We start from the raw sequence: 24,852 nt of genomic DNA, 5'->3' as shown, positions 1-24,852 counted from the left end.
CTGGCGGGTCAACTGCCTGTCGAGGCGTAGCGCCGCAGCCCGAAGCGCCATGCGCCGAAAGCCGCCGCGAGGAACGCAAAACCCGCGATCGGCGACACGACGCCCACCCACCCCGGCGCGCCGAGCGGATCGGCCTTGCCCAGAATCACCAACGCCGGGTAATACACCACGCAGGCCAACGGCACCGCAAAGGTCAGCACGCGCCGGAACCAGCGCGCGTACAACGCCAGCGGATACTGCGCCGCCTGCACACCGCCGTAGGTGAGCACGTTCGCGATCTCCAGGCTCTCCACAGTCCAGAACGACAGCGTGCCCTGCAGCACCAGGATGCCGAGGAACAGCGCAACGCCGCCGGCCAGCGCGAACAGCGCGATCGCCACCGTGGCAGGCGTCCACACGATGCCCGCCTGCTGCGTGGCGAAGGCCACCACGGCCAGGCCCTGGAGCAAGCGACCCATGCGGCTGAGGCGAAAGTCGTTGCCCATCAATTGCAGGGCCAACGGACGCGGGCGCAGCAGCAGGCGGTCGAAGGCGCCGGTGCGCAGGAATTCCGTGCCGAGCACGTCGAAGCCGCGGCCCAGCGCATCGGCCAGCGCGAACATGCAGTTCACCAGGCCGTAGAACAGCGCCACCTCGCCGATGCGCCAGCCCTGCACGTCGCCGAAACGGTGGAACAGCGCCCAGACGGCAATCACCTCGATGCCGGACCCCAGGAACTGGCCGAGCGTCAGCATCAACGCCGACGCCGGGTAGCGCGCCTGGCCGCCGATGGACGCACTCACCAGCCGGAAGAAGAGCGCGAGCGATCCCACCGTCAACCGCCCTGAATCTGAAGGCTGCGCATCGTGCGCCCCATGGCGAAATGCCCCAGCCCCACGAGCGCGACGGTCCAGAAGACCTGCAACCCCAGCCCGCCGATGGCCTGCCAACCGCTCAACTGCCCGAAGTACAGCCGCGCCGGAATGTCCATCAGACCGGCCAGCGGCTGCAGCAGCAACGCGGTCTGCCACGCGTCCGGCAACAGCGCGAGCGGCAGCAGGTTGCCCGAGAGCACGATCACCACGGGCGTCGCCACCGCGCTGATGCCGCGCTCGTTGAGCGCCGCCGTGATCGCCACGTTGAGCAGCATCACCATGGCGGTCGAGAGCAGCAGTGCGAGCATGGCCGACAACAAGAACGCGAGCCCCGCCGCCACATCGGCAGGCAACTGCCAGGCCCAGTCATCCAGGCCGGCCAGCGGCAGCGCGACTGCCGCGAAGGCAGCCATGAGCGCCACGCGCGGCAGCACGCGCGCGGCAATCCAGCCGGCACTGCGCGCGAACCACAGCGCGTAAGCATCGACCGGCCGCAGCCGGTCATAGGCGACAGCACCGGTGCGCACGGCCTGCGCCACCTCCGGATCGCCCAGCCAGGGCAGCAGCACGAGCAGCCCCTGCGCGAGCCAGGTGTAGGTCACGGCCTGTGCGAGCGACATCGTCGGGTTCGCGCCAGCGATGGCAGCTCCACCATAGAACGCGGCGAACACCATCACCTTGATCCCGCCCCACCAGCACTGTGTCGCGAAGCCCGCGAGCGCGGCCGTGCGGTACTGCAGCATTTGCAGGAAGCGCGAGGCAAAGGCCGCGACATAGGGGCGCAGCAAGTCGTGCAGCTTCACGCTTCGGCCGCTCCGTGCATCGCATAGAAACGCGCAATGACGGCCTCGATCGCCATGCCTTCGAGGCGGATGTCTTCCACCGCATGTTCGGCCGCAATGCGCGCGATCAGTGCCGGCGCGGTGGTCACTGCAGGATCGAAGTCGAGCACCAGCGTCTGGCCCTCGCGCGAATGCACCGTGGCGCCGGGCACCTGCGCAGGCAGCACGGCATCCTGCGCGAAGTCGACCACCAGCCGGCGCTCGGCCATCACCTGCGCGCGCAGCGCCTCGACCGGGCTGTCGGCCAGCACGCGGCCGTGGCCGATGACGATCACGCGCTGGGCCAGCGCCTCGATGTCGTGCATGTCGTGCGTGGTCAGCAGCACGGTGGTGCCGCGTTCGCGGTTGGCGCGCCGCACGAAGTCGCGCACCGCCAGCTTGGAGGGTGCGTCGAGGCCGATGGTCGGCTCGTCGAGAAACAGGATGTCGGGCTCGTGCAGCAGCGCCGCCGCGATCTCGGCGCGCATGCGCTGGCCCAGCGAGAGCTGGCGCACCGGCTGGTCGAGCACGCGCTCCAGGTGCAGCAGTGCGACCAGTTCGTCGCGCGTCCTGCGATAGCGCGCCGGATCGACGCGGTAGATGTCGCGCAGCAGATCGAAGCCGTCGCCCACGGGCAGGTCCCACCACAGCTGGGTGCGCTGGCCGAAGACCACGCCGATGCGCGCCACGTGCCGCTCGCGGTCCGCGAAGGGATCGCGCCCATCGATTTCCACGCGCCCGCCGTCTGGCCGCAGGATGCCCGCGAGGATCTTGATGGTGGTGGACTTGCCCGCGCCGTTCGGCCCGATGAAGCCGAGCAACTCGCCGCGCTGCAACTCGAAGGACACGCCGGACAACGCCTCCACCGTGCGGTGCCGCCGATGCAGCAAGCCGCGCAGCGCCCCCATCACGCCGGGGTCGCGCTCGGAAATCCGGTAGGTCTTGAGGAGGTGGTCGACGAGGATGTGGGGCATGAGAAGCGCCGCGCCGGCCTGGAAAGCGCGGCGGGGGCGGGATGCTACACGAAACCGCCGGTACGATCACAGGCTCTCCAGAGATTCCTCGCCATGCCTTCGTCGTCTTCCCTGCCCCCTTCGCCCACCCACCTGCTGCCGCTGACCCGCTGGACGACATCGGCACGCAGCGAACTCATCGGCGTTTTCACGGACATCGACGACACCCTCACGACCGACGGTGCGATCACGCCCGATGCGCTGCAGGCGCTGGGCGATCTCAAGGCGGCGGGTCTTGCGGTGGTTGCGATCACGGGCCGGCCGGTGGGCTGGAGCATGCCCTTCGTCAACACCTGGCCGGTCGATGCCATCGTGGCGGAGAACGGCGCCGTGGCATTGCTGCCCTCGGCCGGCGGGCAGATCGAGAAGCGCTACCAGCAGGATGCGCCCACGCGCGCCGCCAACCTCCAGCGCATGCAGGCCGTGCTGGCGCGCATCGAGCGCGAGATTCCGGGCGCACGGCGGGCCACCGACTCGCCGGGCCGCGAAACCGACATCGCCATCGACCACAGCGAGTTCGTGCAACTGAGCGAGGAGACCATCGCCCACGTCGTCGCGCTGATGCGCAGCGAAGGCATGCACGCCACCGTCAGCAGCATCCACATCAACGGCTGGTACGGCGACAACGACAAGCTCGAGGGCGCACGCTGGATCGTGCGCGAGCTGTGGGGCCGCACGCTCGACGACGAGCTCGACCGCTGGGCCTACGTGGGCGACTCCACCAACGACCAGCTGATGTTCCGCACCTTCGCGAGCAGCATCGGCGTGGCGAACGTGGCGCGCTTCGTGCCCCAGCTCGAGCACCTGCCGCGCTACGTGACAGAGGGCGAGCGCGGCGTGGGCTTTGCCGAGGCGGCGCGTGCGATGCTTTCGGTGCGCCCTACTCGCTGACCGGCAGGCTGCGCGCGTTGCGGCGCAGCACCGCCCATTGGCGCCAGATGCCGAAGGCCGCGATCAACAGCAGCACCGCCGCATAACCTTCCACCGTGTTCAGCAGGCCGAGCGGCTTCACCAGGAAGCCCGCCAGCATCGCGGGCAGGCTGAACGCGAGGTAGCAGACCACGAAGATGGCGGCGAACAGCTCGCCGCGCTCGTGCGAATCGGCGAGCGGCGCCAGCGTCTGCACCAACGCCGAGAACGCGCCGCCGAAGCCCAGGCCCGCGATCGCGGTGCCGACGAAGAACAGCGCGAGCGACTTCGTCGCCAGCGACGCCAGCAGCAAGACCAGACCGACCGCGATGCTGGCCGCGCCGAAGACGACGGTCCGCGGCGCGGGGAAACGGCCAAGCAACGTGGGCGCGAGCGCACCGAAACCCGAGAGCACCGCGACCGTGAGGCCATTGACCACGCCGTTGTCGATGTGGAACACGTGCAGCATCAGTGACGGCGCCAGCGAGAGGTACAGGCCGCCCAGCGCCCACACCGCGATGAACACCGGCAGACCACGCACGAAGTCGGCCCGGGCCCGCGCGGGAATCGACACGCGCGGCACCAGCGAGGCCAGCGCGCCGGCGCGCGGCGTGACGGTCTCGGGCATCCACAGCACCACGGCCGCGCCCACCGCGAACACCACGGCCAGCACGCCGAACACCAGCGTCACCGGCTGGGCAGTGAACTTGACCGCCATGCCGGTCAGCAGCGCGCCCACCGCGAGCCCCGCGAGCGGCGACACGCTCGTGATCATCGCGCCCAGCCGCTTGCGCGATGCCGGCGCGGCCTCGACCACCGCCGCGCTCAGCGCGCCGCTCGCCACCCCCGTAGCCACGCCCTGGACGATGCGCGCGCCGATCAGCCCGGCGATGTCGTGCGCCAGCACGAAAAGCCCCATCGCCACCGCCTGCAGCACCAGCGCTGCGAGCACCACGGGCCGTCGGCCGATGTGGTCCGACAGCGAGCCCGCCACCAGCAACGAGATCAGCAGCGCGATCGCATAGATCGCAAACGCCACCGTGAGCATCGACGCCGAGAAGCCCCAGGCGTGCTGGAACACGACGAACAGCGGCGTGGGCGCGGCGGCCGCGAAGAAGAAGGCGAAGAGCACGGCGGCCAGCAGCGGGAAACCGACCGCTGCCGGCAGGCGCCAGGGCTTGGGACGGGCGGCGATGTCGGCTGTGGCAACGGCGAGTTCAGGGCAGGAGGATGGCATGGCAGGTCCTTAACGCAACTTTTTTAGCTTTTGTGATTCTAGACCTGTAGATTCACTAAAGCAAACATCTTTGCGTTAAAGTCCTTGCATGAACGATGTTGTCCTTCCCAACAAGCGTCCCGGTGGCCGCAGCGCCCAAGTGCAGGCGCTGGTGCGCACCGCCCTCGAACAACTGGTGGCCGAACAGGGGCGCGAACGCGTGACGGTGCCGGCCGTGGCCGAACGCGCGGGCGTCAGCGCCTCCAGCATCTACCGCCGCTGGGGCGACCTGTCGGGGCTGCTGGCCGAAACGGCGACGCACAAGCTGGACCCGAACCGGCCGCTGCCCGACACCGGCGTGCTGCGCGAAGACCTGACCGCGTGGGCGGAGGAGCTCATCACGCACCTGTCGCAACCCTGCAGCAAGTCCTTGCTGAAAGCCGCGGCCGCGCTGGCCAACGGCGACTCGGACACCGACTGCCTGCGCACCCGCCGCAAGGAAGCGCTGACGCTGGTCGAGCAGGCGCGCGCCCGTGGCGAGCACGCGCCGGAGGCGCAGCAGGTGATCGATCACCTGATCGCGCCCATCGTCTTTCGCCTCGTGTTCGGCGGCGACCCCGTGAAGCCGGAGTTGGCGGCGCGGCTGGTGGACGAGTTGTTTGCGATCAGTTCGTCTTCGGTTCCTTCGCCAACCCCAGCTTCTCGATAACCGCCTTCTCCCGCACCACCGTGTCCTGCGCAAACTTGGTGTACGTCGCCGAGCTCATGTAGTTCGGCAGCATGTCGTAGCGCCCCAGCGAAGCCACATAGCTGGGCTCTTCCATCGCCTGCTTGAACGCGTCGTGCAGCTTCTTCACCACTTCGGGCGACGTGCCCTTGGGCGCACCGATGCCGAAGGGCGAGTTCTGCACGATGTCGTAGCCCAGTTCCTTCAGCGTCGGCGCATCGGGGAACTTGGCCAGGCGCTTCTCGCCCCAGGTGTTGAGCACGCGCAGCTTGCCGGCCTCGACCTGTGGCGCGAAGCCGGTGCTGTCGGCCGCCGCCATGAGCTGGCCGCTGACCACTGCGAGCATCAGGTCGGCGCTGCCCTTGTAGGGCACGTGCTGCAGCTCGATGCCGGCCTTCTGCGCGACCAGTTCGGTCGTGAGGTGCGGGCTGGTGAGGTTGCCGGTCGAGCCATAGGTGAGCTTGCCGGGGTTCGCCTTGGCATAGGCGACGAAGTCGGCCCAGGTCTTGAACGGGCTGTTGGCCGGCACCACGATGCCGAAGGCATAGCCCGTGACATTGAGGACGTAAGTGATGTCCTTGAGCGGGTCCCAGTTGATCTTGGTGGTGTAGCCAAGGCGGAACACGCCGAGCGGAATCTGCGCGATGGTGTAGCCGTCGGGCTGCGCGGTCTGCAGCGCCTGCGCGGGCAGCGTGCCGCCGGCGCCGGGCTTGTTGTCGATGATCACGGGCTGGCCGATGATCTTGCTCGCGTTGTCGGCGAGCTGGCGCATCGTGATGTCGGTCGGGCCGCCCGCGGGGAAGGCGATGACCAGCTTGATCGGCTTGTTGGGAAAGGCCTGGGCAAATGCCGCCAGCGGAGAAACGAGGCCGCACGCGGCGAGCGTGGTGGCACAGAGAAGAGAACGGCGGGACATGGCTGCTGGCTCCTGAAACGTGGACAAGGCGCGGATTGGGCCTTGCCTCGCCCGTTGCGGCAATCGGTGCTCACCCGACTGCTGTCGCCGAGGCGGCTCAGCCGGCGATCTGGCCGAAGCCTTCGAGCACGTTGACGGTGTTGATGCCCACCTCGGCCACCGCGTAGCCGCCCTCGAACACGAACACCGTCGGCAACCCGGCGCGCGCCAGGTCTTCGCCCATGCGCAGGTAGTCGGCGCTCTTCAGCGTGAAGCCCGAGATCGGATCGCCCTCGAAGGTGTCGACGCCGAGCGAGACCACCAGCGCGCCCGCCTTCGCCGCCGCRATGCCGTCGAGTGCCGTCTTCAGCGCCGCGCGCCAGACCGTGAAATCGGTGCCGCGCGGCAGCGGCAGGTTGTGGTTGAAGCCCTCGCCTTCGCCGGCGCCGCGCTCGTCGGCGTGGCCGAGGTAGTACGGATAGTCGGTGAGCGGATCACCATGCAGGCTCGCGAAATGCACGTCGCCGCGTTCGTAGAAGATGGCCTGCGTGCCGTTGCCATGGTGGTAGTCCACGTCGAGCACGGCGACACGCGCCACCCCCGCATCGCGCAGCGCCTGCGCAGCCACCGCGGCGTTGTTGACGAAGCAGTAGCCGCCGAAGAAATCGGCGCCCGCATGGTGGCCCGGCGGCCGCGTGAGCGCAAAGGCCGCGCGCTGGCCGCCGACGACGCGCTGCGCCGCGGTCCACGCGCAGGCGGCGCCCTGCCGCGCGGCGGCCCAGCTGCCGGCCGTCAGCGGCGTGCCTGCATCGAACGAGAACAGGCCCATGCGCGCCGGAAAGCTCTTCGGCAGCACATCGGTGCGCATGCCGCGCGTGGGCCAGTACGAAGGCAATGCGTCGCGCGACGCATTGGCCGGATCCAGCGCCACCCACTCTTCCCAGGCATGGGCGATGAAGTCCAGGTAGCGCGGTGCGTGCACCTTCGCCAGCAGCGCATCGTCGAACGCATCGGGCACCTGCAGCGGACCGAGGCCACGGCGCTCCAGCTCATGCTTCACATGGTCGACGCGGGCGGGTACCTCGAAGCAAGGCACCAACTCGCCGCGGAACATTTCGACTTTGCCCTGGTGCAGTGCGTGCTGGTCGTTGTAGATGGTGCGCATGAAGGAAAACAGGATCGGCGTTGCGGATGCCGCCCATCATGCCGCACGCCGCAGCACCGCCCGGCGCCGGCCCGACGCGGTGAGTCCGAACAGATCCTTCGGGTCGTCGAGCTCGGGCACCAGCGCGATCTGCTGGCCCACGCCGCGCTCGATGGCCAGCTGGTGGATGTAGCGCAGCGCGGTGTAGTCCTCCAGCGCGAAGCCGACCGAATCGAACACCGTGACCTGCCCGGCGCTCTCGCGCCCGGGCACCTCGCCGAGCAGCACCCTCCAGAGTTCGTGCACCGGGAAGTCGGCAGCCAGCTGCTGGATCTCGCCCTCGATGCGGGTCTGCGGCTCGTATTCGACGAACACGCGCGCACGGCGCAGCACGTCGGGGTGCAGCTCGGTCTTGCCCGGCGAATCGCCGCCGACCGCATTGATGTGCATGCCCGGCTCGATCATCCCGGGCGTAAGGATCGCCGCGTGGCCCTGGTGGGCGGTGACGGTGGTGACGATGTCGGCGCCCCGCACCGCTTCGGCGACGGAATGGGCGCGCACGATCTCGAGCGGGGTGCAGGCCGACAGGTGCCGCACCAGCTTGTCGGTGGCGTGCGGATCGGTGTCGAACACGCGCACTTCCTCGATGCCGAGCAGTGCATGGAAGGCCAGCGCCTGGAACTCGCTCTGCGAGCCGTTGCCGATCAGCGCCAGGCTGCGCGAACCGGGCCGCGCCAAAGCCTGCGCCGCCATCGCCGAGGTGGCGGCGGTGCGCAGCGCGGTGGTGAGCGTGAGTTCGGACAGCAGCACGGGGTACCCCGTGTCGACCTCGGCCAGCACGCCGAAGGCCATGACGGTAGGCAGCCCGAGCGAGGTGTTGTGCGGATGGCCGTTGACGTACTTGAAGGCGTAGGCGCCGTCGTCGGCCACCGGCATCAGCTCGATCACGCCAAGGTGCGAATGACTGGCGACGCGCGCTTTCTTGTCGAACTCGCGCCAGCGCAGGAAATCGTCGCGCAGCGCGTCGGACAGGGCCTGGAGGAATTGCGGAATGCCGGTTTCATCCACCAGGCGAACCAGGCTGTGAACATCGATGAAGCGGGTCATGGCACGGCTCCTTGCGTAGCCCGGCACGGCGCTTCACCCCTTCACACGATTCACTCCACCATGGCTGATTCAGGATGCGCCTGCGCCAAGGGTTGAAGCCATTGTGCGCCCGCGCGCATCAACGTGCCAGCACCGGTGCCAGCGCCACGCCGGTGTGGGTACCCAGTCGAACGACCTCTTCCGGCGGCGCCGCCGCAACGATGCGCCCGCCGGCATTGCCGCCCTCGGGCCCGAGGTCGATGATCCAGTCGGCCTCGGCGATCAGGTCGAGGTCGTGCTCGATCACGATCACGCTGTGGCCGCCGTTCACCAGCCGGTGCAGCACGTGGATCAGCTTCTCGACGTCGGCCATGTGCAGGCCCACGGTCGGCTCGTCGAGCACGTAGAGCGTGTGCGGCGCCTTCTGGCCGCGGCGGGTGATGTCGTCGCGCACCTTGCTGAGTTCGGTCACCAGCTTGATGCGCTGCGCCTCGCCGCCCGAGAGCGTGGGCGACGGCTGGCCCAGCGTGAGGTAGCCCAGCCCCACGTCCTTCAGCAGTTGCAGCGGATGGCTGATGTTGGGCATGGCCGAGAAGAACTCGACCGCCTCGTCCACTTCCATCTGCAGCACGTCGCCGATGCTCTTGCCGCGCCAGCTCACCGCCAGCGTCTCGGGGTTGAAGCGCGCGCCGTGGCACACCTCGCAGGGCACCTTCACGTCGGGCAGGAAGCTCATCTCGATGGTGCGCACGCCCGCGCCCTCGCAGCCCGGGCAGCGGCCTTCGCCGGTGTTGAAGCTGAAGCGCGCCGGGCCGTAGCCGCGCGCCTTGGCTTCGAGCGTGTCGGCGAAGAGCTTGCGGATCGTGTCCCAGAAACCGATGTAGGTGGCCGGGCAGCTGCGCGGCGTCTTGCCGATCGGGGTCTGGTCGACTTCGAGCACGCGATCGACGGTCTCGTAGCCCTCGACGCGATCGCAGCCGGACCACGCCGGCCGCTTGCCGGCGGCGTCGGCGTCGCGGCCGGCCTTGGTCATGCGCTGGATCACGACGGCCTGCACGCTGGCCAGCAGCACGTCGCGCGCGAGCGTGGACTTGCCCGACCCGCTCACGCCGGTCACCACCACCAGGCGATGCAGCGGCAGCGTGGCGGTCAGGTCCTGCAGGTTGTGCAGGTCGGCGCCATGAACGGTGAGCCATTGGCCACTGTTTTCCGCCTTCGGGTCAGGCGAGGGAATGAGCCGCCGTGCCTGCAGCGGATGTTTGATGGCATCGCGCAGGTAGCGGCCGGTCTGCGACTCGCTCGCCGCCTGGATGTCGGCCACCGAGCCTTCGGCCACGAGGCGGCCGCCGCGCTTGCCGGCGCTCGGGCCGATGTCGATGATGTGGTCGGCGCGGCGGATGGTGTCCTCGTCGTGCTCCACCACCACCAGCGTGTTGCCCTTGTCGCCGAGCTTGTGCAGCGCGTCGAGCAGGATCTGGTTGTCGCGCGCATGCAGGCCGATGGTCGGCTCGTCGAGCACATAGCACACGCCCTGCAGGTTGCTGCCGAGCTGCGCCGCGAGGCGGATGCGCTGGGCCTCGCCGCCGCTCAGGGTCGGCGCCCCACGGTCGAGCGTGAGGTAGCCCAGGCCCACTTCCTCGAGGAATTCGAGACGGCTCTTGATCTCGGGCACCAGGTCGCGTGCGATCTCGGCTTCGCGGCCCGTGAGCGCCAGCCCTTCGAACCACTGCCGCACCTCGGTCACGCTCATGCGCGCGAGCTCGGTGATGCCGATGCCGCCCGAGCCGTCCGCCAGCGATGCGCCGAAGCCCACCGCGCGCGCCGTGGCGTTGAGCCGCGTGCCGGAACAGGTCGGGCAGGCGGTGTCGGCCAGGTCTTCCACCTCGGGTTCGGCGAAGGTCTGCTCGCGGCCCTTGTTGTCGTCGTCGCGGATGGAATCGTCGAAGACCTTGCGCTGGTCCTTGCTGAGCTTGACGCCGGTGCCCACGCAGTCGGGGCACCAGCCGTGCTTGCTGTTGTAGCTGAACAGGCGCGGATCGAGCTCGGCATAGCTGGTGCTGCAGACCGGGCAGGCGCGCAGCGTGGAGAACACGTTCACGCGGCCGATGCCGGCAGCCGACACGCCGGCCATCATCGCGGCCCTGAGCCCGTCGAGCTGGCTCAGCACATGCACCACGCCCTTGCCGTGTTCGAGCGCCTTGGTCAGCGCCTCGCGCAGCTCGGTTTCCTTCGAAGGCAGCACGTCGAGGCTCGCCACCGGCAGCTCGATGCTGTGTTCCTTGAAGCGGTCGATGCGCGGGAAGCCCGTGGTCGGCAGGAAGTCGCCGTCAACGCGCAGGTGGGTGAAGCCGCGCGGCCGCGCCCAGTCGGCCAGCTCGGTGTAGACGCCCTTGCGGTTGCTCACCAGCGGCGCGAGCAGGCCGATGTGCTGGCCCTTGAAGTTGCGCATCAGCTGCGCCGCGATGCTGTCGGGCGTCTGCGGCTGAACGGCCGCGCCGTCGTGGATGCAGTGCTGGATGCCGAGCTTCACGTACAAGAGGCGCAGGAAGTGCCAGACCTCGGTGGTGGTGCCCACCGTGCTCTTGCGGCCGCCGCGCGACAGGCGCTGCTCGATCGCCACCGTCGGCGGAATGCCGTAGACCGCATCGACCTCGGGCCGGCCCGCGGGCTGCACGATGCTGCGGGCGTAGGCGTTGAGCGATTCGAGATAGCGCCGCTGCCCTTCGTTGAACAGGATGTCGAAGGCCAGCGTCGATTTGCCCGAACCGCTGACGCCCGTGACCACGCTGAACTTGCCGCGCGGAATGTCCACGCTGAGGTTCTTCAGGTTGTGCTCGCGCGCGTTGACGATCTCGATGGCGTTGCTGCCGGGCACCGTCTTGGCGTTGGCGATGTAGCGCCGCGCCGCGCGCTCGGCCACCTTGTAGGCCTCGGGGCCGATGGCCAGCTCGTAGTCGGCCAGCGCCGCACCCGTGAGCGAGGCGCGGTTCTCGCGCAGCTGCTCGGGCGTGCCCTCGGCCACCACCTGCCCGCCGCCCTCGCCGCCTTCGGGGCCGAGGTCGATGAGCCAGTCGCTCGCGCGGATCACGTCGAGGTTGTGCTCGATCACGATCAGCGAATGGCCGGCGTCGAGCAGCTTGCGCAGCGCGCGCATCAGGCGCGCGATGTCGTCGAAGTGCAGGCCGGTGGTCGGCTCGTCGAACAGGAACAGCGTGCCCTTGCGCGCCACCGACTGCTTGCTCGCGGTCGCGCTCTTCACAGCTTCGGCGAGGAACCCGGCGAGCTTGAGGCGCTGGGCCTCGCCGCCGCTCAGCGTGGGCACCGGCTGGCCGAGCTTGACGTAGTCGAGCCCCACGTCGGAGATCGGCTGCAGCACGCGCAGCACGTCGCGGTCGGCCTCGAACACCGCGGCCGCTTCGGCCACCGTGAGGTCGAGCACGTCGGCCACGTTGTAGTTCTTGCCCTTGCGCTCGACCTTCACTTCGAGGATCTCGGGGCGGTAGCGCTTGCCGTCGCAATCGGGGCAGCGCAGGTACACGTCCGACAGGAACTGCATCTCGACGTGCTCGAAGCCCGAGCCGCCGCAGGTCGGGCAGCGCCCGTCGCCGGAGTTGAAGCTGAACTTGCTCGCGGTGTAGCCGCGCTGGCGCGAGAGCGCCGCGGTGGCGAAGATCTCGCGGATCGCGTCCCACGCGCCCACATAGCTCGCGGGGTTGGAGCGCGCGGTCTTGCCGATGGGCGACTGGTCGACGAAGACCACGTCGCCGAGGTGATCGGCGCCGAGCATGCGATCGTGTGCGCCCGGCGTTTCCGTGGCCTTGCCGAAATGGCGCATGAGCGCCGGCGCCAGCACGTCCTGGATCAGCGTGGACTTGCCCGAGCCGCTGACGCCGGTGACGCACACCAGGCGCGCGAGCGGAAACTCGACCGTCACGTTCTGCAGGTTGTGCTCGCGCGCGCCCTCGAGGATGAGCCGATGCGTGTTCTCGCTCACGAGCCGCTTGAAGCCCATGCCGATCTTCTTGCGGCCACCGAGATACTGGCCGGTCAGCGTGTCGGCGTCGCGCAGCTGGTCGGTGGTGCCATCGAACACGATCTGCCCGCCGCGGATGCCGGGGCCGGGGCCCATGTCGATCACGCGGTCGGCCGCGAGCATCACGGCCGGGTCGTGCTCGACCACCACCAGCGTGTTGCCCGCATCGCGCAGGCGCAGCATGGCCTCGGTGATGCGGTTCATGTCGCGCGGATGCAGGCCGATGCTGGGCTCGTCGAGCACGAACAGCGTGTTGACCAGCGAGGTGCCCAGCGCCGTCGTGAGGTTGATGCGCTGCACCTCGCCGCCCGAGAGCGTGCGGCTCTGACGGTCGAGCGTGAGATAGCCGATGCCGACGTCGTGCAGGTAGCGCAGGCGGGTGGTGATTTCCTCGAACAGCAGCTTCAGCGCCTGCGCCTCGCCTTCGCTCGTGGTGTTGCCGTTGCCGTGGCGCTCGACGCGGTCGAAGAAGCGGCGCAGCCGCTCGATGGGCAGCAGCATCAGGTCATGCAGGCACAGGCCGGGCAGCGCTTCAAGCTGTGCGCGCGTCCACTTGGCGCCGGTCGGCATGAAGCGCTTGGCGGGCTCGAGCACCGCATCGGCATCTTCCTTGCTGCCGATGCGCCACAGCAGGCTGTCGAGCTTGAGCCGCGCGCCGCTGCAGACGGGGCACGGCGTGTAGCTGCGGTATTTGGACAAGAGCACGCGGATGTGCATCTTGTAGGCCTTGCTCTCCAGGTAGCCGAAGAAGCGGCGCACGCCATACCACTGCTTGTTCCAGTTGCCGTCCTTGTAGTTGGGCGTGCCCTCGATCACCCAGTGCTTCTGCTCGTCGGTGAGCTTGTTCCAGGGCGTGTCGCGCGGAATGCCGGCCGCCTCGGCGTGGCGCATGAGATCGTCCTGCGCTTCCTTCCAGGCGGGTGTCTGGATGGTCTTGATCGCGCCGGCGCGCAGCGTGAGCTTGTCGTTCGGAATCACGAGGCCCAGGTCGACGCCGATCACGCGGCCGAAGCCGCGGCAGGTTTCGCAGGCACCGACGGCCGAGTTGAACGAGAACATCGACGGGATCGGGTCGGTGTAGCGGATGTCGCTCTCGGGGCAGTGCAGTCCGGTCGAGAACTTCCACACGTCGGGCGGCGTAGCTTCGTCGGCCGCCAGCGCATGCACCGTGACGCGCCCGCTGCCGCGCTTGAGCGCGACCTCGATGGCCTCGACCACGCGCGAACGCTCGGCGCCCGATACCCGGAAGCGGTCGGCCACCACGTCGAGCACCTTGCGCGGCCCGGTGGGCGTGGCCACCTCGCGCTCCGATTGGACGCGTGTGAAGCCGCTGGCCGACAGCCACTGCGTCACCTCTTCCGCCGGCGTGCCCGCAGGCAGCTCGACCGGGAAAGTAACGACCAGCCGCGGATCGCCCGCTGCAGCCGCCCGCCCCGCGATCTGCGCATAGATGCTGTCGGGCGAATCGTGGCGCACCGGCAGCGCGGTTTCGCGGTCGAACAGCTGGGCCGCGCGCGCATAGAGCAGCTTCAGGTGGTCGTTCAGCTCGGTCATCGTGCCGACCGTGGAGCGCGAGGAGCGCACCGGGTTGGTCTGGTCGATGGCGATGGCGGGGGGCACGCCCTCGACCTTGTCGACGGCCGGCTTGTCCATGCGGTCCAGGAACTGGCGCGCATAGGCGGAGAAGGTCTCCACATAGCGCCGCTGGCCTTCGGCATAGAGGGTGTCGAACACGAGGCTCGATTTGCCCGAGCCGCTGGGCCCGGTGACCACGGTCATCTCGCCTGTGCGGATGTCGAGGTCGAGGTTCTGGAGGTTGTGCTGGCGCGCGCCGCGAATCCGGATGGAGCCCTGTGTCATGAGTGCCTTGGGGGGTGGGGCAAACATTCTAGGGAGTGGCCCGTGACGTATTCGTGCACTGCGTCACATGGTCTGCGCCCGCGCAGGGGTTTGTACGGATTCAATTCAAGACACTTTTAGAAACAAATACCACATTTGTTTTCATTCTTTTCCCGACCCGCCCGAAAGGCTCCCATGACGAAGACGCGCACGTTTTGCACCGCTGCCCTGCTGGCACTGGCCAGCATGGGCGCCTCGGCCCAGATCCTCATCGGGCAGACGACCGGCATGACCGGCTCGGTGGCCGCCGGCGTGAACGAGACCATCGCCGGCGCGCAGCTGGTGATCGACGCGGCCAACGCCCAGGGCGGCATCCACGGCGAGAAGATCGAGGTGCTGCGCATGGACGACGCCTTCGACGTCAAGCGCGCCAGCGAGAACGCCCGCGTGCTGATCGAGGAGAAAAAGGTGCTGGCGCTCTTCATGAGCCGCGGCACGCCGCACTCGCAGGCCATCATCCCCTGGCTCGACAAGAACGACGTGGCGCTGATCGGCCCCTCCACCGGCGCCATGGTGCTGCACAAGCCGCTGCAGAAGCATGTGTTCAACGTGCGCGCCACCTACCAGCGCGAGGCCGAGAAGGCGGTGCAGCACCTGCTCACCATCGGCCTCACGCGCATCGCCGTGGTCTACGTGACCGATTCGTTCGGAAAAGACGCGCTCGAAGGCGCCATGACCGGCTTCGCCAAGGGCAAGGCCACGCCCACGGTGACCGTGCCGGCCGACCGCGACAAGCCCGACTACGCGACCATCGTGCCGGCCATCAAGGACGCCAACGCGCAGGCCGTGCTGTGGATCGGCTCGGGCGTTGCGGTGGTCGACGGCATCAAGGCGCTGCGCGCGGCAGGCTCGGCGGCGCAGGTGGTCACGCTGTCGAACAACGCTTCGTCGGGGTTCATCAAGCAGCTCGGCGGCGCGAGCAGCGGCGTGATCGTCACGCAGGTGTTCCCGAACGAGCGCTCGCTCGGGCAGCCGATGGTGAAGGAAGCCCTCGCGCTCGCGAAGGCCAAGGGCCAGGCCGAGCTCTCGCCGGCCGCGCTCGAGGGCTTCGCCGCGGCCAAGGTGCTGGTCGAGGCGCTGCGCCGTGCCGGACCCAAGCCCACGCGCGCCAAGCTGCTCGCGGCGCTCGAAAGCCTCAAGGGCTACGACCTCGGCGGCGGGCTCGAAGTGAGCTATTCGCCGCAGGACCACAGCGGCATCGACTTCGCGGACCTCTCGATCATCAGCGACGGGCGCTTCAAGCGCTGATCGCAGCCCCTCTCCCTCCGTCAACCCGCAGCCCCGGCCCGCCGAGCACCGGCGGGCCGGGGCTTTCGGCATTCTGGAAACAATGGTTTGACAGGGTTTCCACGAGCAGGCAAATGTCACTTGTAGCAACACATTACACATCTTCTGACAGGGGCGCACGCCTCGTGGAAAGGCTTTGCTCGATGAAGACGATGTTCACGTCCTGCGCCGCTGCGCTTCTCCTGGCAGCGGCTGTTCCGGGCGCGTCGGCCCAGATCCTGATCGGCCAGTCGGCCGATCTCTCGGGCCCGGTGTCGGCCAGCGTGAAGGAGACGATCCTGGGTTCGCAGCTGGTCATCGACCAGGTCAACGCCCAGGGCGGCATCAACGGCGAGCAGATCGAGGTGATCCGGCTGGACGACGGCCTCGACGCCAAGCGCTCGCTGGAGAACACGCGCGTCCTGATCGAGGACAAGAAGGTGCTCGCGCTGCTGCTGAACCGCGGCACGCCCAACACGATCGCGGTGATTCCCCTGCTCGACAAGCACGGCGTGGCGCTCATCGCCCCTTCGACCGGCGCGATGGTGCTGCACAAGCCCCTGCAGAAGAACATCTTCAATGTGCGCTCGACCTACCAGCGCGAAGCCGAGAAAGCGGTGCAGCACCTGCAGACCACCGGCATCCAGCGCATTGCCGTGGTCCAGGCCGACGACGCCTTCGGCAAGGATGCGATGGAGGGGGCCAACAAGGGCTTCGAGAAGGCGAACCTGAAGCCGGCGGTGGTTGCGCTGGCCGACCGCAGCAAGCCCGACTACGCGGCGATCGTGCCGCAACTCACCAAGGCCAACGCACAGGCCGTGCTGTGGATCGGCTCGGGCACCGCGGTGACCGAAGGCGTGAAGGCGCTGCGGGCCGCGGGCTCGGCGGCGCAGATCATCACGCTGTCGAACAACGCGGCCTCGGGCTTCATCAAGGAACTGGGCTCGGCCAGCGCCGGCGTGATCATCACGCAGGTGCTGCCCTACGAGCGCTCCTTCGGCCATCCGCTGATCAAGGAAGCGCTGGCACTCGCGAAGGCCAAGGGCCAGAACGAACTGTCGCCCGCGCTGCTCGAAGGCTTCGTCGCCACCAAGGTGATGGTGGAGGCGCTGCGCCGCACGGGCCCGAAGCCCACGCGCGCCAAGCTCATCGCCACGCTCAACAGCTTCCAGTACGACGTGGGCGGCGGGCTCGACGTGAACTACTCGCCGACGGACCACACGGGCATCGACTACGTCGATCTTTCGATCGTCAGCGAAGGCCGCTTTAAAAGGTAGCTCGCCGCGCAGCCCTTTACTTGGGCGCAGCAGCGGGCGCAGGCTCGTGCGTGGTGTCGCCACCGTGCTTCTCACCCGACATGTCGATCTTGTCGCCGGCCTTCGAGATCACGTACAGGGCAATGGCGGCAAAGATGACGAAGCCGACGACGAGTTTCCACATGGGTTCTATCTCCTGATGATGTTGAGGTTCAAAAAAAGGGCCTCATGCGGACGGCATGAAGCCCCTTTGTTGAACGGAGGGCCTTCGCCCTCCGGGTTCGCGGATGAAGGTCAGTCGTTCGCGTAGATGTCGACGTCCTTCGTCTCGCGGATGAAGATCGTGCCCACCACCAGCGTGATGCCCGCGATGATGATCGGGTACCAGAGGCCGTTGTACATGTTGCCGGTGGAGGCCACGATGGCGAAGGCGGTGGTCGGCAGCAGGCCGCCGAACCAGCCGTTGCCGATGTGGTACGGCAGGCTCATCGAGGTGTAGCGGATGCGGGTGGGGAACAGTTCGACCAGCATCGCTGCGATCGGGCCGTAGACCATCGTCACCAGCAGCACCAGCCAGAACAGCAGCAGCACCGTCACCACCTTGTTGATCTTCGCAGGGTCGGCCTTGGCCGGGTAGCCCGCAACCTTCAGGTCTTCGGCCATGCCCTTCTTGAAGGTCGCGATTTCCTTGGCGGAGTTCTCGTCGAACTTGCTGTTCACGACGTTGCCGATGGGCGCCTCGACCGTCTTGCTGCCGATCTTCACGACGGCCTTCGAGCCCGGCGCGCCGGCCACGTTCTCATAGCTCACCGAGTTCTGCACGAGGTAGCGCTTGGCGATGTCGCACGAGCTCCTGAAGTCGATCTCGCGGGCCACCGGGTTGCCCTGGAATGAGCAGGTCGCCGGGTCGGCCGTCACCGTGACGCCGGCCGAGGCTTGTGCACGGGCCAGATCGGGGTTGGCGGCTTCGGTCAGCATCTTGAAGACCGGGAAGTAGGTGACCACGGCCAGCAGGCAGCCGGCCATGATGATCGGCTTGCGGCCGATCTTGTCGGACAGCGTACCGAAGACCACGAAGAACGGCGTGCCGAGCAGCAGCGCGGCGGCGATCATCAGGTTGGCCGTGGTCGCATCGACCTTGAGCTGCTGCGTCAGGAAGAAGAGCGCATAGAACTGGCCCGAATACCAGACCACGGCCTGCCCTGCCGTGAGGCCGACCAGCGCCAGGATCACGATCTTGAGGTTCTTCCACTCACCGAAGGATTCGGACAGCGGCGCCTTCGAGGTCTTGCCCTCGGCCTTCATCTTCTGGAAGGCGGGCGATTCGCTCAGCGAGAGGCGGATCCACACCGAGACCCCGAGCAGTGCGATCGACACCAGGAACGGAACGCGCCAGCCCCACTCGCCGAACGCCTGTTCGCCGAGCCAGGTGCGCACGCCCAGGATCACCAGCAGGCTCAGGAACAGGCCGAGCGTTGCCGTGGTCTGGATCCACGAGGTGTAGGCACCGCGCTTGCCGTGCGGCGAGTGCTCGGCCACGTACGTGGCGGCACCGCCGTACTCGCCGCCGAGCGCGAGGCCCTGCAGCATGCGCAGCGCGATCAGGATCACCGGCGCCGCGACGCCGATGGTCGCGTAGCTGGGCAGCAGGCCGACGATGAAGGTCGACAGGCCCATGATCAGGATCGTGACCAGGAAGGTGTACTTGCGGCCGATCATGTCGCCGAGCCGGCCGAACACGATGGCGCCGAATGGACGCACCAGGAAGCCGGCGGCAAAGGCCAGCAGCGCGAAGATGAAGGCAGCGCCCGCATCCAGTCCGCTGAAGAACTGCTTCGCAATGATCGCGGCCAGCGAACCGTAGAGGTAGAAGTCGTACCACTCGAACACGGTGCCGAGGGAGGAGGCGAAGATGACTTTCTTCTCCTCCGAGGACATGGGCCGGGGGGCCGGGTGCGGCACTCCCCGTGAATCTAGTGTGGCGGCCATTGCGTCGTCTCCTGTGTGTATGCGTACATTCGTTCCCGGTATTCGGGACCGTGAGGCATTCTTGGGGGCGCGACTGACCCGAGCCTTTCGCGAAACTGAACCGACGCTTACGGATTAAGGTGAAACCCGCGGAGTACGTTTCAGCCTGTAAGAAATCCGGCCTTTGCTCAGCCTTTGCTGCTTCGCAGCAGGGAAGGACGCTGGTCGGCGCCGGTCCATTCCGGCCCGTCGAACCAGGCGTCTCCGGCGAGGTAGGCGCGCAGCATCGCGAGGCCGTCGAAACCCCAGAAGAGGCGCCCGTCCACCACATAGGCCGGGGTGCCGAACACGCCGAGCGCCAGTGCTTCGTCGGTGTTGCGCTTGAGCAGGGCCTTGTTCTCGTCGCTGTTGATCTCGCGCTTCGGATTCAGTTGCGCGGCGAGCGCGGCAAGGCGCGTGGCATCGCCCGCCTCTTCACCGCCGCGCCACACTTGGCGGAAGATGGTCTCGGCCACGAGGCGGCTGATGCTGCCGTCGTCCGAGGTCGAGAGCGCGAGCCGCAGGTGCGAGAGGGGGTTGTAGGGGTGCGAGGCCGGCATCTCGATCTGGATGCCGTTCGCATGGCCGAGCCAGAGCACGTGGCGGTAGGTCCAGCTGCGCTTCGAAGGGATCTCGGCCGGGCCGAGCTGGCCATGCTGCTTGAGCAGTGCGCCGAGCAGCACCGGCTTGTAGGCCACGCTGTAGCTCAGGCCTTCGAACGCCTGCGGCAGGTGCTCGAAGGCAAGGTGCGCATAGGGCGAGATGAAGTCGAGATAGAAGTCGATGTGCTTCATGTGTCGTTGTCTCCGGAGGCCCGCCAGATGCCGGCCCGTGCCCGCAACTCTATCGCGCGCCAGACGTTGCGCCGCGCGTCGTCCTCCATCTTGCTCCAGCCCGCGATCTCGGGGATGGTGCGCAGGCACCCTTCGCAGAAGCCGCTCAGGCGGTCCATGCGGCAGACCGAGGTGCAGGGCGAGGGAACGTCCTGCGGCAAGAGGCGCACGGCGACGGCACGTTCCGCCAGTGCTTCCGCTTCCCCGAAGTTCACACCACGTCCGCCACCGGTGCCCCGGTGAGCGTTTCGAGGTCTTGCGGCCTGAGTTGGAACACCGCATGCGGATGGCCCGCCGCGGCCCAGATTTCCTCGAAGCGGAACAGCTCGCGATCGATCAGCACCACGGGCGGCGTGGCGTGCGCCACCGGCGACACGCCGCCGATGGTGAAGCCGGTGCGCGCCTTCACGAACTCGGCATCGGCGCGGCCGGTCTTGCCGACCAGCGCATCGACTTTTTTCTCGTCGACCCGCTTGTCGCCCGAGGTGATGACCAGCACCGCCACATCGTCGCTCTTGCGGCGAAAGATGATGCTCTTGGCGATCTGCCCGACCAGGATGCCGAGCGCATCGGCCGCCTGCTGCGCGGTGCGGCAGGCGTCGTCGAGCATGCGCGGCGAATGGAGGTGGCCCGCGTCCTGCAGCACGCGCGAGACGCGCTGCACGCCTTCGGGCAGCGAATGGAGTTCAGCGCCGCACATCGTTTCAACCCGCCCGTTTCGTGCGAATCGCCTTCGACGCCCGCGAATTCGGCTCGCGCCCCAGCGCCTCGCTGATATAGACACCCGCGTCGATCAGCTTGTCGAGATCGATGCCCGTTTCGATGCCCATGCCGTGCAGCATGTAGACCACGTCCTCGGTGGCCACATTGCCCGTCGCGCCCTTGGCATAGGGGCAGCCACCGAGGCCGGCCGAGGACGACTGGAAGTTCCACACGCCCAGTTCGAGCGCCGCCAGCGTGTTGACCAGCGCCTGCCCGTAGGTGTCGTGAAAGTGGCCGGAGATGGCGTCGACATCGAAGTGCGCCAGTGTGGCCTCCATCGCCCCTTGCACCTTGCGCGGCGTGCCCACGCCGATGGTGTCGGCCACGTCCACGCGCTGCACGCCGATGCCCTTCATCAGTTGCGCGAGGTAGGCGACCTTGGCCGGGGCGATCTCACCCTCATAAGGGCAGCCCACGGTGCACGACATCGCGCCGCGCACGTAGATGCCCTTCTCGCGCGCCGCGGCCACCACGGGCGCAAAGCGCTCGATGCTCTCGGCGATCGAGCAGTTGATGTTCTTCTGGCTGAAGGCCTCGCTCGCGGCGCCGAACACCACGATCTCGTCGGGCCACTCTTCACGCGGCGCGGCGATGGCTGCCTCGAAGCCCTTCATGTTGGGCGTGAGCACCGAGTAGCGCACGCCGGGCTTGCGGGTGATGCCGTGCATCACCTCGGCGTTGTCGGCCATCTGCGGCACCCACTTGGGCGACACGAAGCTGGTGACTTCGATCTCTTTCAGGCCGGCGTCCTGCAGGCGGTGCACGAGGCCGATCTTGATTTCGGCCGAGACCGGCTGCTTTTCGTTCTGCAGTCCGTCGCGCGGACCGACGTCGACGATCTTGACCTTGGCGGGGAGTTTCATGGGATGTCTCTTGTGTCGCGGGAGGATGAAAAACCGTCGTCCATTGTCCGACACATGGAAATGCCCTGCCGGGTACACAAGTCGCGGAAGGTAGCAATGCGCGCCTGCGAGGTTGCAAATGGTGCCAACGCTAGACAGTTTCGCGCTGCTCGAAGCCGTCGGGCACGCCGTCCGTGCCCGCATCGGCCACATCGACCGCATCCACGCGCGCGCCGTCCGGCCCCTGGCGCGCCCAGCGGATCAGTTTCTCGACCGCTGCGGCCTCGCCGGCCGCAAGCGCCTCCACGCTGCCGTCACGGCGGTTGCGCACCCAGCCGCGCACGCCCAGGCGCCGTGCGGCCTGCACCATCGACCAGCGATAGCTCACGCCCTGCACGAGGCCGCGGACGACGAGCCGGCGGGTGACGGCGGGTGGATTCATGGCATTGGCAACATCAGTACGACCTGGGCAGCCCGAGCGCCTTCTCCGCGATGAAGTTCAGGATCATCTGCGGACTGACCGGCGCGATGCGCGGAATGTAGCTCTCGCGCAGCAGGCGCTCGACATGGTATTCCTTCGCGTAGCCCATGCCGCCCAGCGTGAGGATCGCGTTCTGGCAGGCGTCGTGCGCCGCCTCGGCCGCAAGGTACTTGGCGGCGTTGGCCTCGATGCCGCAGGGTTCGCCCGCGTCGTACAGCGTGGCCGCCTTGAACACCATCAGGTCGGCCGCCTCGAGGTTGGCCCAGGCACGCGCCAGCGGATGCGCCACGCCCTGGTTCTGGCCGATGGGCCGGCCGAAGACCACGCGCTCCTGGGCGTACTGCGAGGCGATGCGCAGGGCCGCACGGCCGATGCCGATGGCCTCGGCCGCGATCAGGATGCGCTCGGGGTTGAGCCCGTGCAGGATGTATTCGAACCCGCGCCCTTCCTCGCCGATGCGGTCCGCTTCCGGCACTTCGAGGCCGTCGATGAAGAGCATGTTCGAGTCCACCGCCGCGCGCCCGAGCTTGTGGATCTCGCGCACCTCGACCTTGCTGCGGTCCAGCGCCGTGTAGAACAGCGTGAGGCCCTGCGTCGGCTTCTTCACCTGGTCGATCGGCGTGGTGCGCGTGAGAATCAGCATGCGGTCGGCCACCTGCGCGGTCGAGATCCAGATCTTGCGGCCGTGCAGCAGGTAGCCGCCGTTGGGCTGGCGCACCGCCTGCGTCTTGAGGCTGGTGGTGTCGAGCCCCGCGTCGGGCTCGGTCACGGCGAAGCAGGCCTTCTCGGTGCCTGCAATCAGCGGGGGCAGGAAGCGCTGGCGCTGTTCCTCGGTGCCGAACACCACCACCGGGTTGAGGCCGAAGATGTTCATGTGCACCGACGAGGCACCCGACATGCCCGCGCCCGAGGCGCTGATGGCGCGCATCATCAGCGCCGCCTCGGTGATGCCGAGCCCCGCGCCGCCCTGCGCCTCGGGCATCGCGATGCCGAGCCAGCCGCTGTCGGCCACCGCGCGGTGGAACGCGTGCGGGAACACGGCGCGATCGTCGTGGTCACGCCAGTAGTCGGGGGGGAAGTCTTCGCAGAGCCGTTCGATGGCCGCCACCAGCGAGCGCTGGTCTTCGTCGAGGGAGTAGTTCATTCGCTGTCGTCCTTCGGTGGGTTCGGCTGCGGCTGCAGCGTGACGCCGCGCGCGAGCATCGCGTCGATCGCTTCGTCGTCATAGCCTGCTTCGCGCAGCAGCTCGACGCTCTGTTCGCCGATGCGCGGCGCGGGGCGGCGGATGGCAGCGGGCGTGGCGCTGTAGCGGCCGACCGGCGCGAGGGTGCGGATGCGGCCCTCGCTCGGGTGATCGAACTCGGGGAAGAAATCGACGGCGCGCAGGTGCGGGTCGTCGAGCAGGGTTTCGGTGCTGTGCAGCCGCGCGACCGGGATGTCGGCTGCCTCCAGCGCAGCCATCCACGCATCGCTGCTGCGCGTGGCCATCACCTCGGCCACGAAGGCGTAGACCGCGCCGATGTTCGCGGCACGCGCCGTGTGCGTGCCGAACATCGCCGAATCGCGCAGCGCGGGACGGCCGATGACGTCGAAGAAGGCCTGCCAGTGCTTGTCGTTGTAGATCAGCACGCTGAGGTGGCCGTCGGCCGTGGCGTAGGGCTTGCGGTGCGGCGCAAGCAGGCGCGCGTAGCCGGTGGGGCCGAGCGGCGGCTCGAAACTGTGGCCACCGAGGTGGTCGCCCATCACGAACTGCGAGAGCGCCTCGAACATCGGCACCTCGACCGCCTGGCCCTTGCCGGTGCGCTGCGCATGCAGCACGGCGGCGAGCAAGGCGATGGCCGCCTGCAATCCCACGGCACGGTCGGCCAGCGTGACGGGCGCGTAGCGCGGCGCACCGCCGCTCTGCTGCGCAAACAGCGAGGCCACGCCGGCCGCTCCCTGGATCAGGTCGTCGTAGGCAGGCTTGCCGGCATAGGGGCCTTCTTCGCCGTAGCCGAAGGCGCCGAGGTAGACGATCTTCGGATTGACCGCGGCCACCGCCGCGTAGCCGAGCCCGAGCCGCGCCATCGCCTGCGGCCGCGTGTTGTAGATCAGTGCGTCAGAGCCGGCCGCGAGCCGCAGGCAGGCTTCGAGGCCTTCGGGCTGCTTGAGGTCGAGCACGATCGAGCGCTTGTTGCGGTTGAGGTGCATCGCCATCGCGCCCATGCCGACGTGGCGCATCGGGCCGACCGCGCGCAGGTTGTCGCCGCCGGGCGGCTCGACCTTGATGATGTCGGCACCCAGATCACCCAGCGTCTGCGTGGCGTAGGGCCCCATCACCACGGCGGTGAGGTCGAGGATGCGGATGCCGTCGAGAGGTCCCGTGGTGTTCATGTCCTTGCTCCTTCCCCTTCCGGGGGAAGGTTGGGATGGGGGCAGGCAGGGCGCGCGATGGATGCGCCGCTTGCCCCCACCCCGGCCCTCCCCCGGGAGGGGAGGGAGAAATACAAACTCGAAAGCGCGCTCATTCCGGTTGAATGCCTGCGGCCTGGATCAGCTTCTTCCACTTGGCCAGTTCGGACACGGTGAACGCCCCGAGTTCCTCCGGCGTGCTGCCGAAGGCATCGAAACCCAGCTTCGCCACGCGCTCGCGGAACGCGGCGCCATTCGCCATCTCCGACAGCGCCTTGTTGAGCTTCAGCAAGATGTCGCGCGGCGTGCCGGCCGGTGCGAACACGCCGTTCCACGAGGTGATGTCGAAGCCCCTGAGCTCGGGCGTATCGGCCAGCGGCGGCAGCTCGGGAAAGAGCTGCGTGCGCTCCTGCGTGG

The 24,852-nt window shown here is 68.1% G+C and carries 22 protein-coding genes; 4 read left to right on the top strand and 18 right to left on the bottom strand.

What is annotated here, in order from left to right; genetic code table 11:
- Positions 1-8 precede the first annotated feature (8 nt).
- From AC1DXX_RS23350 to AC1DXX_RS23340, 3 genes are read right to left on the bottom strand one after another with little or no spacing between them, the layout of a single operon-like run.
- Positions 9-812 carry an ABC transporter permease gene (locus AC1DXX_RS23350; RefSeq protein WP_478136590.1) on the bottom strand — a complete coding sequence of 268 codons (804 nt, stop codon included), beginning with the start codon at positions 810-812 and terminating at the stop codon, positions 9-11.
- A 2-nt stretch (positions 813-814) separates the two neighbouring features.
- Positions 815-1,597 (bottom strand): ABC transporter permease, encoded by a 783-nt coding sequence (locus AC1DXX_RS23345; RefSeq protein ID WP_478136610.1) that lies wholly within the window; start codon positions 1,595-1,597, stop codon positions 815-817.
- A gap of 56 nt (positions 1,598-1,653) precedes the next feature.
- Positions 1,654-2,649, bottom strand: a complete 996-nt coding sequence (locus tag AC1DXX_RS23340) for an ABC transporter ATP-binding protein (RefSeq protein ID WP_478136589.1) — start codon at positions 2,647-2,649, stop codon at positions 1,654-1,656.
- Positions 2,650-2,742: 93 nt separating this feature from the next.
- On the opposite strand from AC1DXX_RS23340, the gene AC1DXX_RS23335 reads away from it, so the two are divergent.
- Positions 2,743-3,579: an HAD-IIB family hydrolase gene (locus AC1DXX_RS23335; RefSeq protein WP_478136588.1), complete on the top strand. Its 837-nt coding sequence runs from the start codon at positions 2,743-2,745 to the stop codon at positions 3,577-3,579.
- Here AC1DXX_RS23335 and AC1DXX_RS23330 read toward each other — a convergent pair.
- Positions 3,569-4,834, bottom strand: coding sequence for an MFS transporter (locus tag AC1DXX_RS23330; RefSeq protein ID WP_478136587.1), 1,266 nt, complete (start codon positions 4,832-4,834; stop codon positions 3,569-3,571). The genes AC1DXX_RS23335 and AC1DXX_RS23330 overlap by 11 nt on opposite strands.
- Positions 4,835-4,922: 88 nt before the next feature.
- Between AC1DXX_RS23330 and AC1DXX_RS23325 the strand changes: the two genes are divergently transcribed.
- Positions 4,923-5,522: a TetR/AcrR family transcriptional regulator gene (locus AC1DXX_RS23325; RefSeq protein WP_478136586.1), complete on the top strand. Its 600-nt coding sequence runs from the start codon at positions 4,923-4,925 to the stop codon at positions 5,520-5,522.
- Here the strand turns inward: AC1DXX_RS23325 and AC1DXX_RS23320 are convergent.
- The 4 genes from AC1DXX_RS23320 to uvrA all read right to left on the bottom strand — a co-directional run bounded on the left by AC1DXX_RS23320 (position 5,479) and on the right by uvrA (position 14,558).
- Positions 5,479-6,456 carry a Bug family tripartite tricarboxylate transporter substrate binding protein gene (locus AC1DXX_RS23320; RefSeq protein WP_478136585.1) on the bottom strand — a complete coding sequence of 326 codons (978 nt, stop codon included), beginning with the start codon at positions 6,454-6,456 and terminating at the stop codon, positions 5,479-5,481. The genes AC1DXX_RS23325 and AC1DXX_RS23320 overlap by 44 nt on opposite strands.
- Positions 6,457-6,553: 97 nt before the next feature.
- Positions 6,554-7,600, bottom strand: a complete 1,047-nt coding sequence (locus AC1DXX_RS23315) for a histone deacetylase family protein (protein WP_478136584.1) — start codon at positions 7,598-7,600, stop codon at positions 6,554-6,556.
- Between the two features lie 36 nt (positions 7,601-7,636).
- A complete protein-coding gene (locus AC1DXX_RS23310; protein ID WP_478136583.1) occupies positions 7,637-8,686 on the bottom strand; it encodes an ornithine cyclodeaminase in 1,050 nt (349 codons plus the stop codon).
- A gap of 118 nt (positions 8,687-8,804) precedes the next feature.
- Positions 8,805-14,558, bottom strand: a complete 5,754-nt coding sequence (gene uvrA / locus AC1DXX_RS23305) for an excinuclease ABC subunit UvrA (RefSeq protein WP_478136582.1) — start codon at positions 14,556-14,558, stop codon at positions 8,805-8,807.
- A 174-nt stretch (positions 14,559-14,732) separates the two neighbouring features.
- Between uvrA and AC1DXX_RS23300 the strand changes: the two genes are divergently transcribed.
- Both AC1DXX_RS23300 and AC1DXX_RS23295 read left to right on the top strand, forming a co-directional pair.
- On the top strand, positions 14,733-15,845 hold the full coding sequence (locus tag AC1DXX_RS23300) for an ABC transporter substrate-binding protein (RefSeq protein ID WP_478136581.1): 1,113 nt from the start codon (positions 14,733-14,735) through the stop codon (positions 15,843-15,845).
- A gap of 182 nt (positions 15,846-16,027) precedes the next feature.
- Positions 16,028-17,140, top strand: a complete 1,113-nt coding sequence (locus AC1DXX_RS23295; RefSeq protein ID WP_478136580.1) for an ABC transporter substrate-binding protein — start codon at positions 16,028-16,030, stop codon at positions 17,138-17,140.
- A 16-nt stretch (positions 17,141-17,156) separates the two neighbouring features.
- Here AC1DXX_RS23295 and AC1DXX_RS23290 read toward each other — a convergent pair whose 3' ends face one another.
- From AC1DXX_RS23290 to AC1DXX_RS23245, 10 genes are all read right to left on the bottom strand, one after another.
- Positions 17,157-17,303 (bottom strand): hypothetical protein, encoded by a 147-nt coding sequence (locus AC1DXX_RS23290; protein WP_478136579.1) that lies wholly within the window; start codon positions 17,301-17,303, stop codon positions 17,157-17,159.
- 110 nt (positions 17,304-17,413) lie between these two features.
- Complete coding sequence (locus AC1DXX_RS23285) at positions 17,414-19,108, bottom strand: MFS transporter (protein ID WP_478136578.1); 1,695 nt, start codon at positions 19,106-19,108, stop codon at positions 17,414-17,416.
- Positions 19,109-19,275: 167 nt separating this feature from the next.
- On the bottom strand, positions 19,276-19,920 hold the full coding sequence (locus AC1DXX_RS23280; RefSeq protein WP_478136577.1) for a DsbA family protein: 645 nt from the start codon (positions 19,918-19,920) through the stop codon (positions 19,276-19,278).
- Positions 19,917-20,174, bottom strand: coding sequence for a DUF1289 domain-containing protein (locus AC1DXX_RS23275; RefSeq protein ID WP_478136576.1), 258 nt, complete (start codon positions 20,172-20,174; stop codon positions 19,917-19,919). Before AC1DXX_RS23275 ends, AC1DXX_RS23280 begins: the two co-directional genes overlap by 4 nt.
- A complete protein-coding gene (locus AC1DXX_RS23270; protein ID WP_478136575.1) occupies positions 20,171-20,659 on the bottom strand; it encodes a YbaK/EbsC family protein in 489 nt (162 codons plus the stop codon). The genes AC1DXX_RS23275 and AC1DXX_RS23270 overlap by 4 nt, the downstream gene beginning before the upstream one ends.
- Positions 20,660-20,663: 4 nt before the next feature.
- Positions 20,664-21,584 (bottom strand): hydroxymethylglutaryl-CoA lyase, encoded by a 921-nt coding sequence (locus AC1DXX_RS23265; RefSeq protein WP_478136574.1) that lies wholly within the window; start codon positions 21,582-21,584, stop codon positions 20,664-20,666.
- A gap of 130 nt (positions 21,585-21,714) precedes the next feature.
- On the bottom strand, positions 21,715-22,005 hold the full coding sequence (locus AC1DXX_RS23260) for an acylphosphatase (protein WP_478136573.1): 291 nt from the start codon (positions 22,003-22,005) through the stop codon (positions 21,715-21,717).
- A 13-nt stretch (positions 22,006-22,018) separates the two neighbouring features.
- Complete coding sequence (locus tag AC1DXX_RS23255) at positions 22,019-23,188, bottom strand: acyl-CoA dehydrogenase family protein (RefSeq protein WP_478136572.1); 1,170 nt, start codon at positions 23,186-23,188, stop codon at positions 22,019-22,021.
- The gene (locus AC1DXX_RS23250; RefSeq protein ID WP_478136571.1) at positions 23,185-24,417 is read right to left on the bottom strand and encodes a CaiB/BaiF CoA transferase family protein; all 1,233 of its coding nucleotides are present in this window, start codon (positions 24,415-24,417) and stop codon (positions 23,185-23,187) included. The genes AC1DXX_RS23255 and AC1DXX_RS23250 overlap by 4 nt, the downstream gene beginning before the upstream one ends.
- Before the next feature lie 130 nt (positions 24,418-24,547).
- A partial coding sequence (locus AC1DXX_RS23245) for a Bug family tripartite tricarboxylate transporter substrate binding protein (RefSeq protein WP_478136570.1) occupies positions 24,548-24,852 on the bottom strand: 305 nt, incomplete at its 5' end.

It is taken from the genome of Variovorax sp. P4_B10 (genome assembly GCF_056402375.1).
Note: the sequence above shows the minus strand (reverse complement) of the source record. Positions and strands in the feature narration are given on the sequence as shown.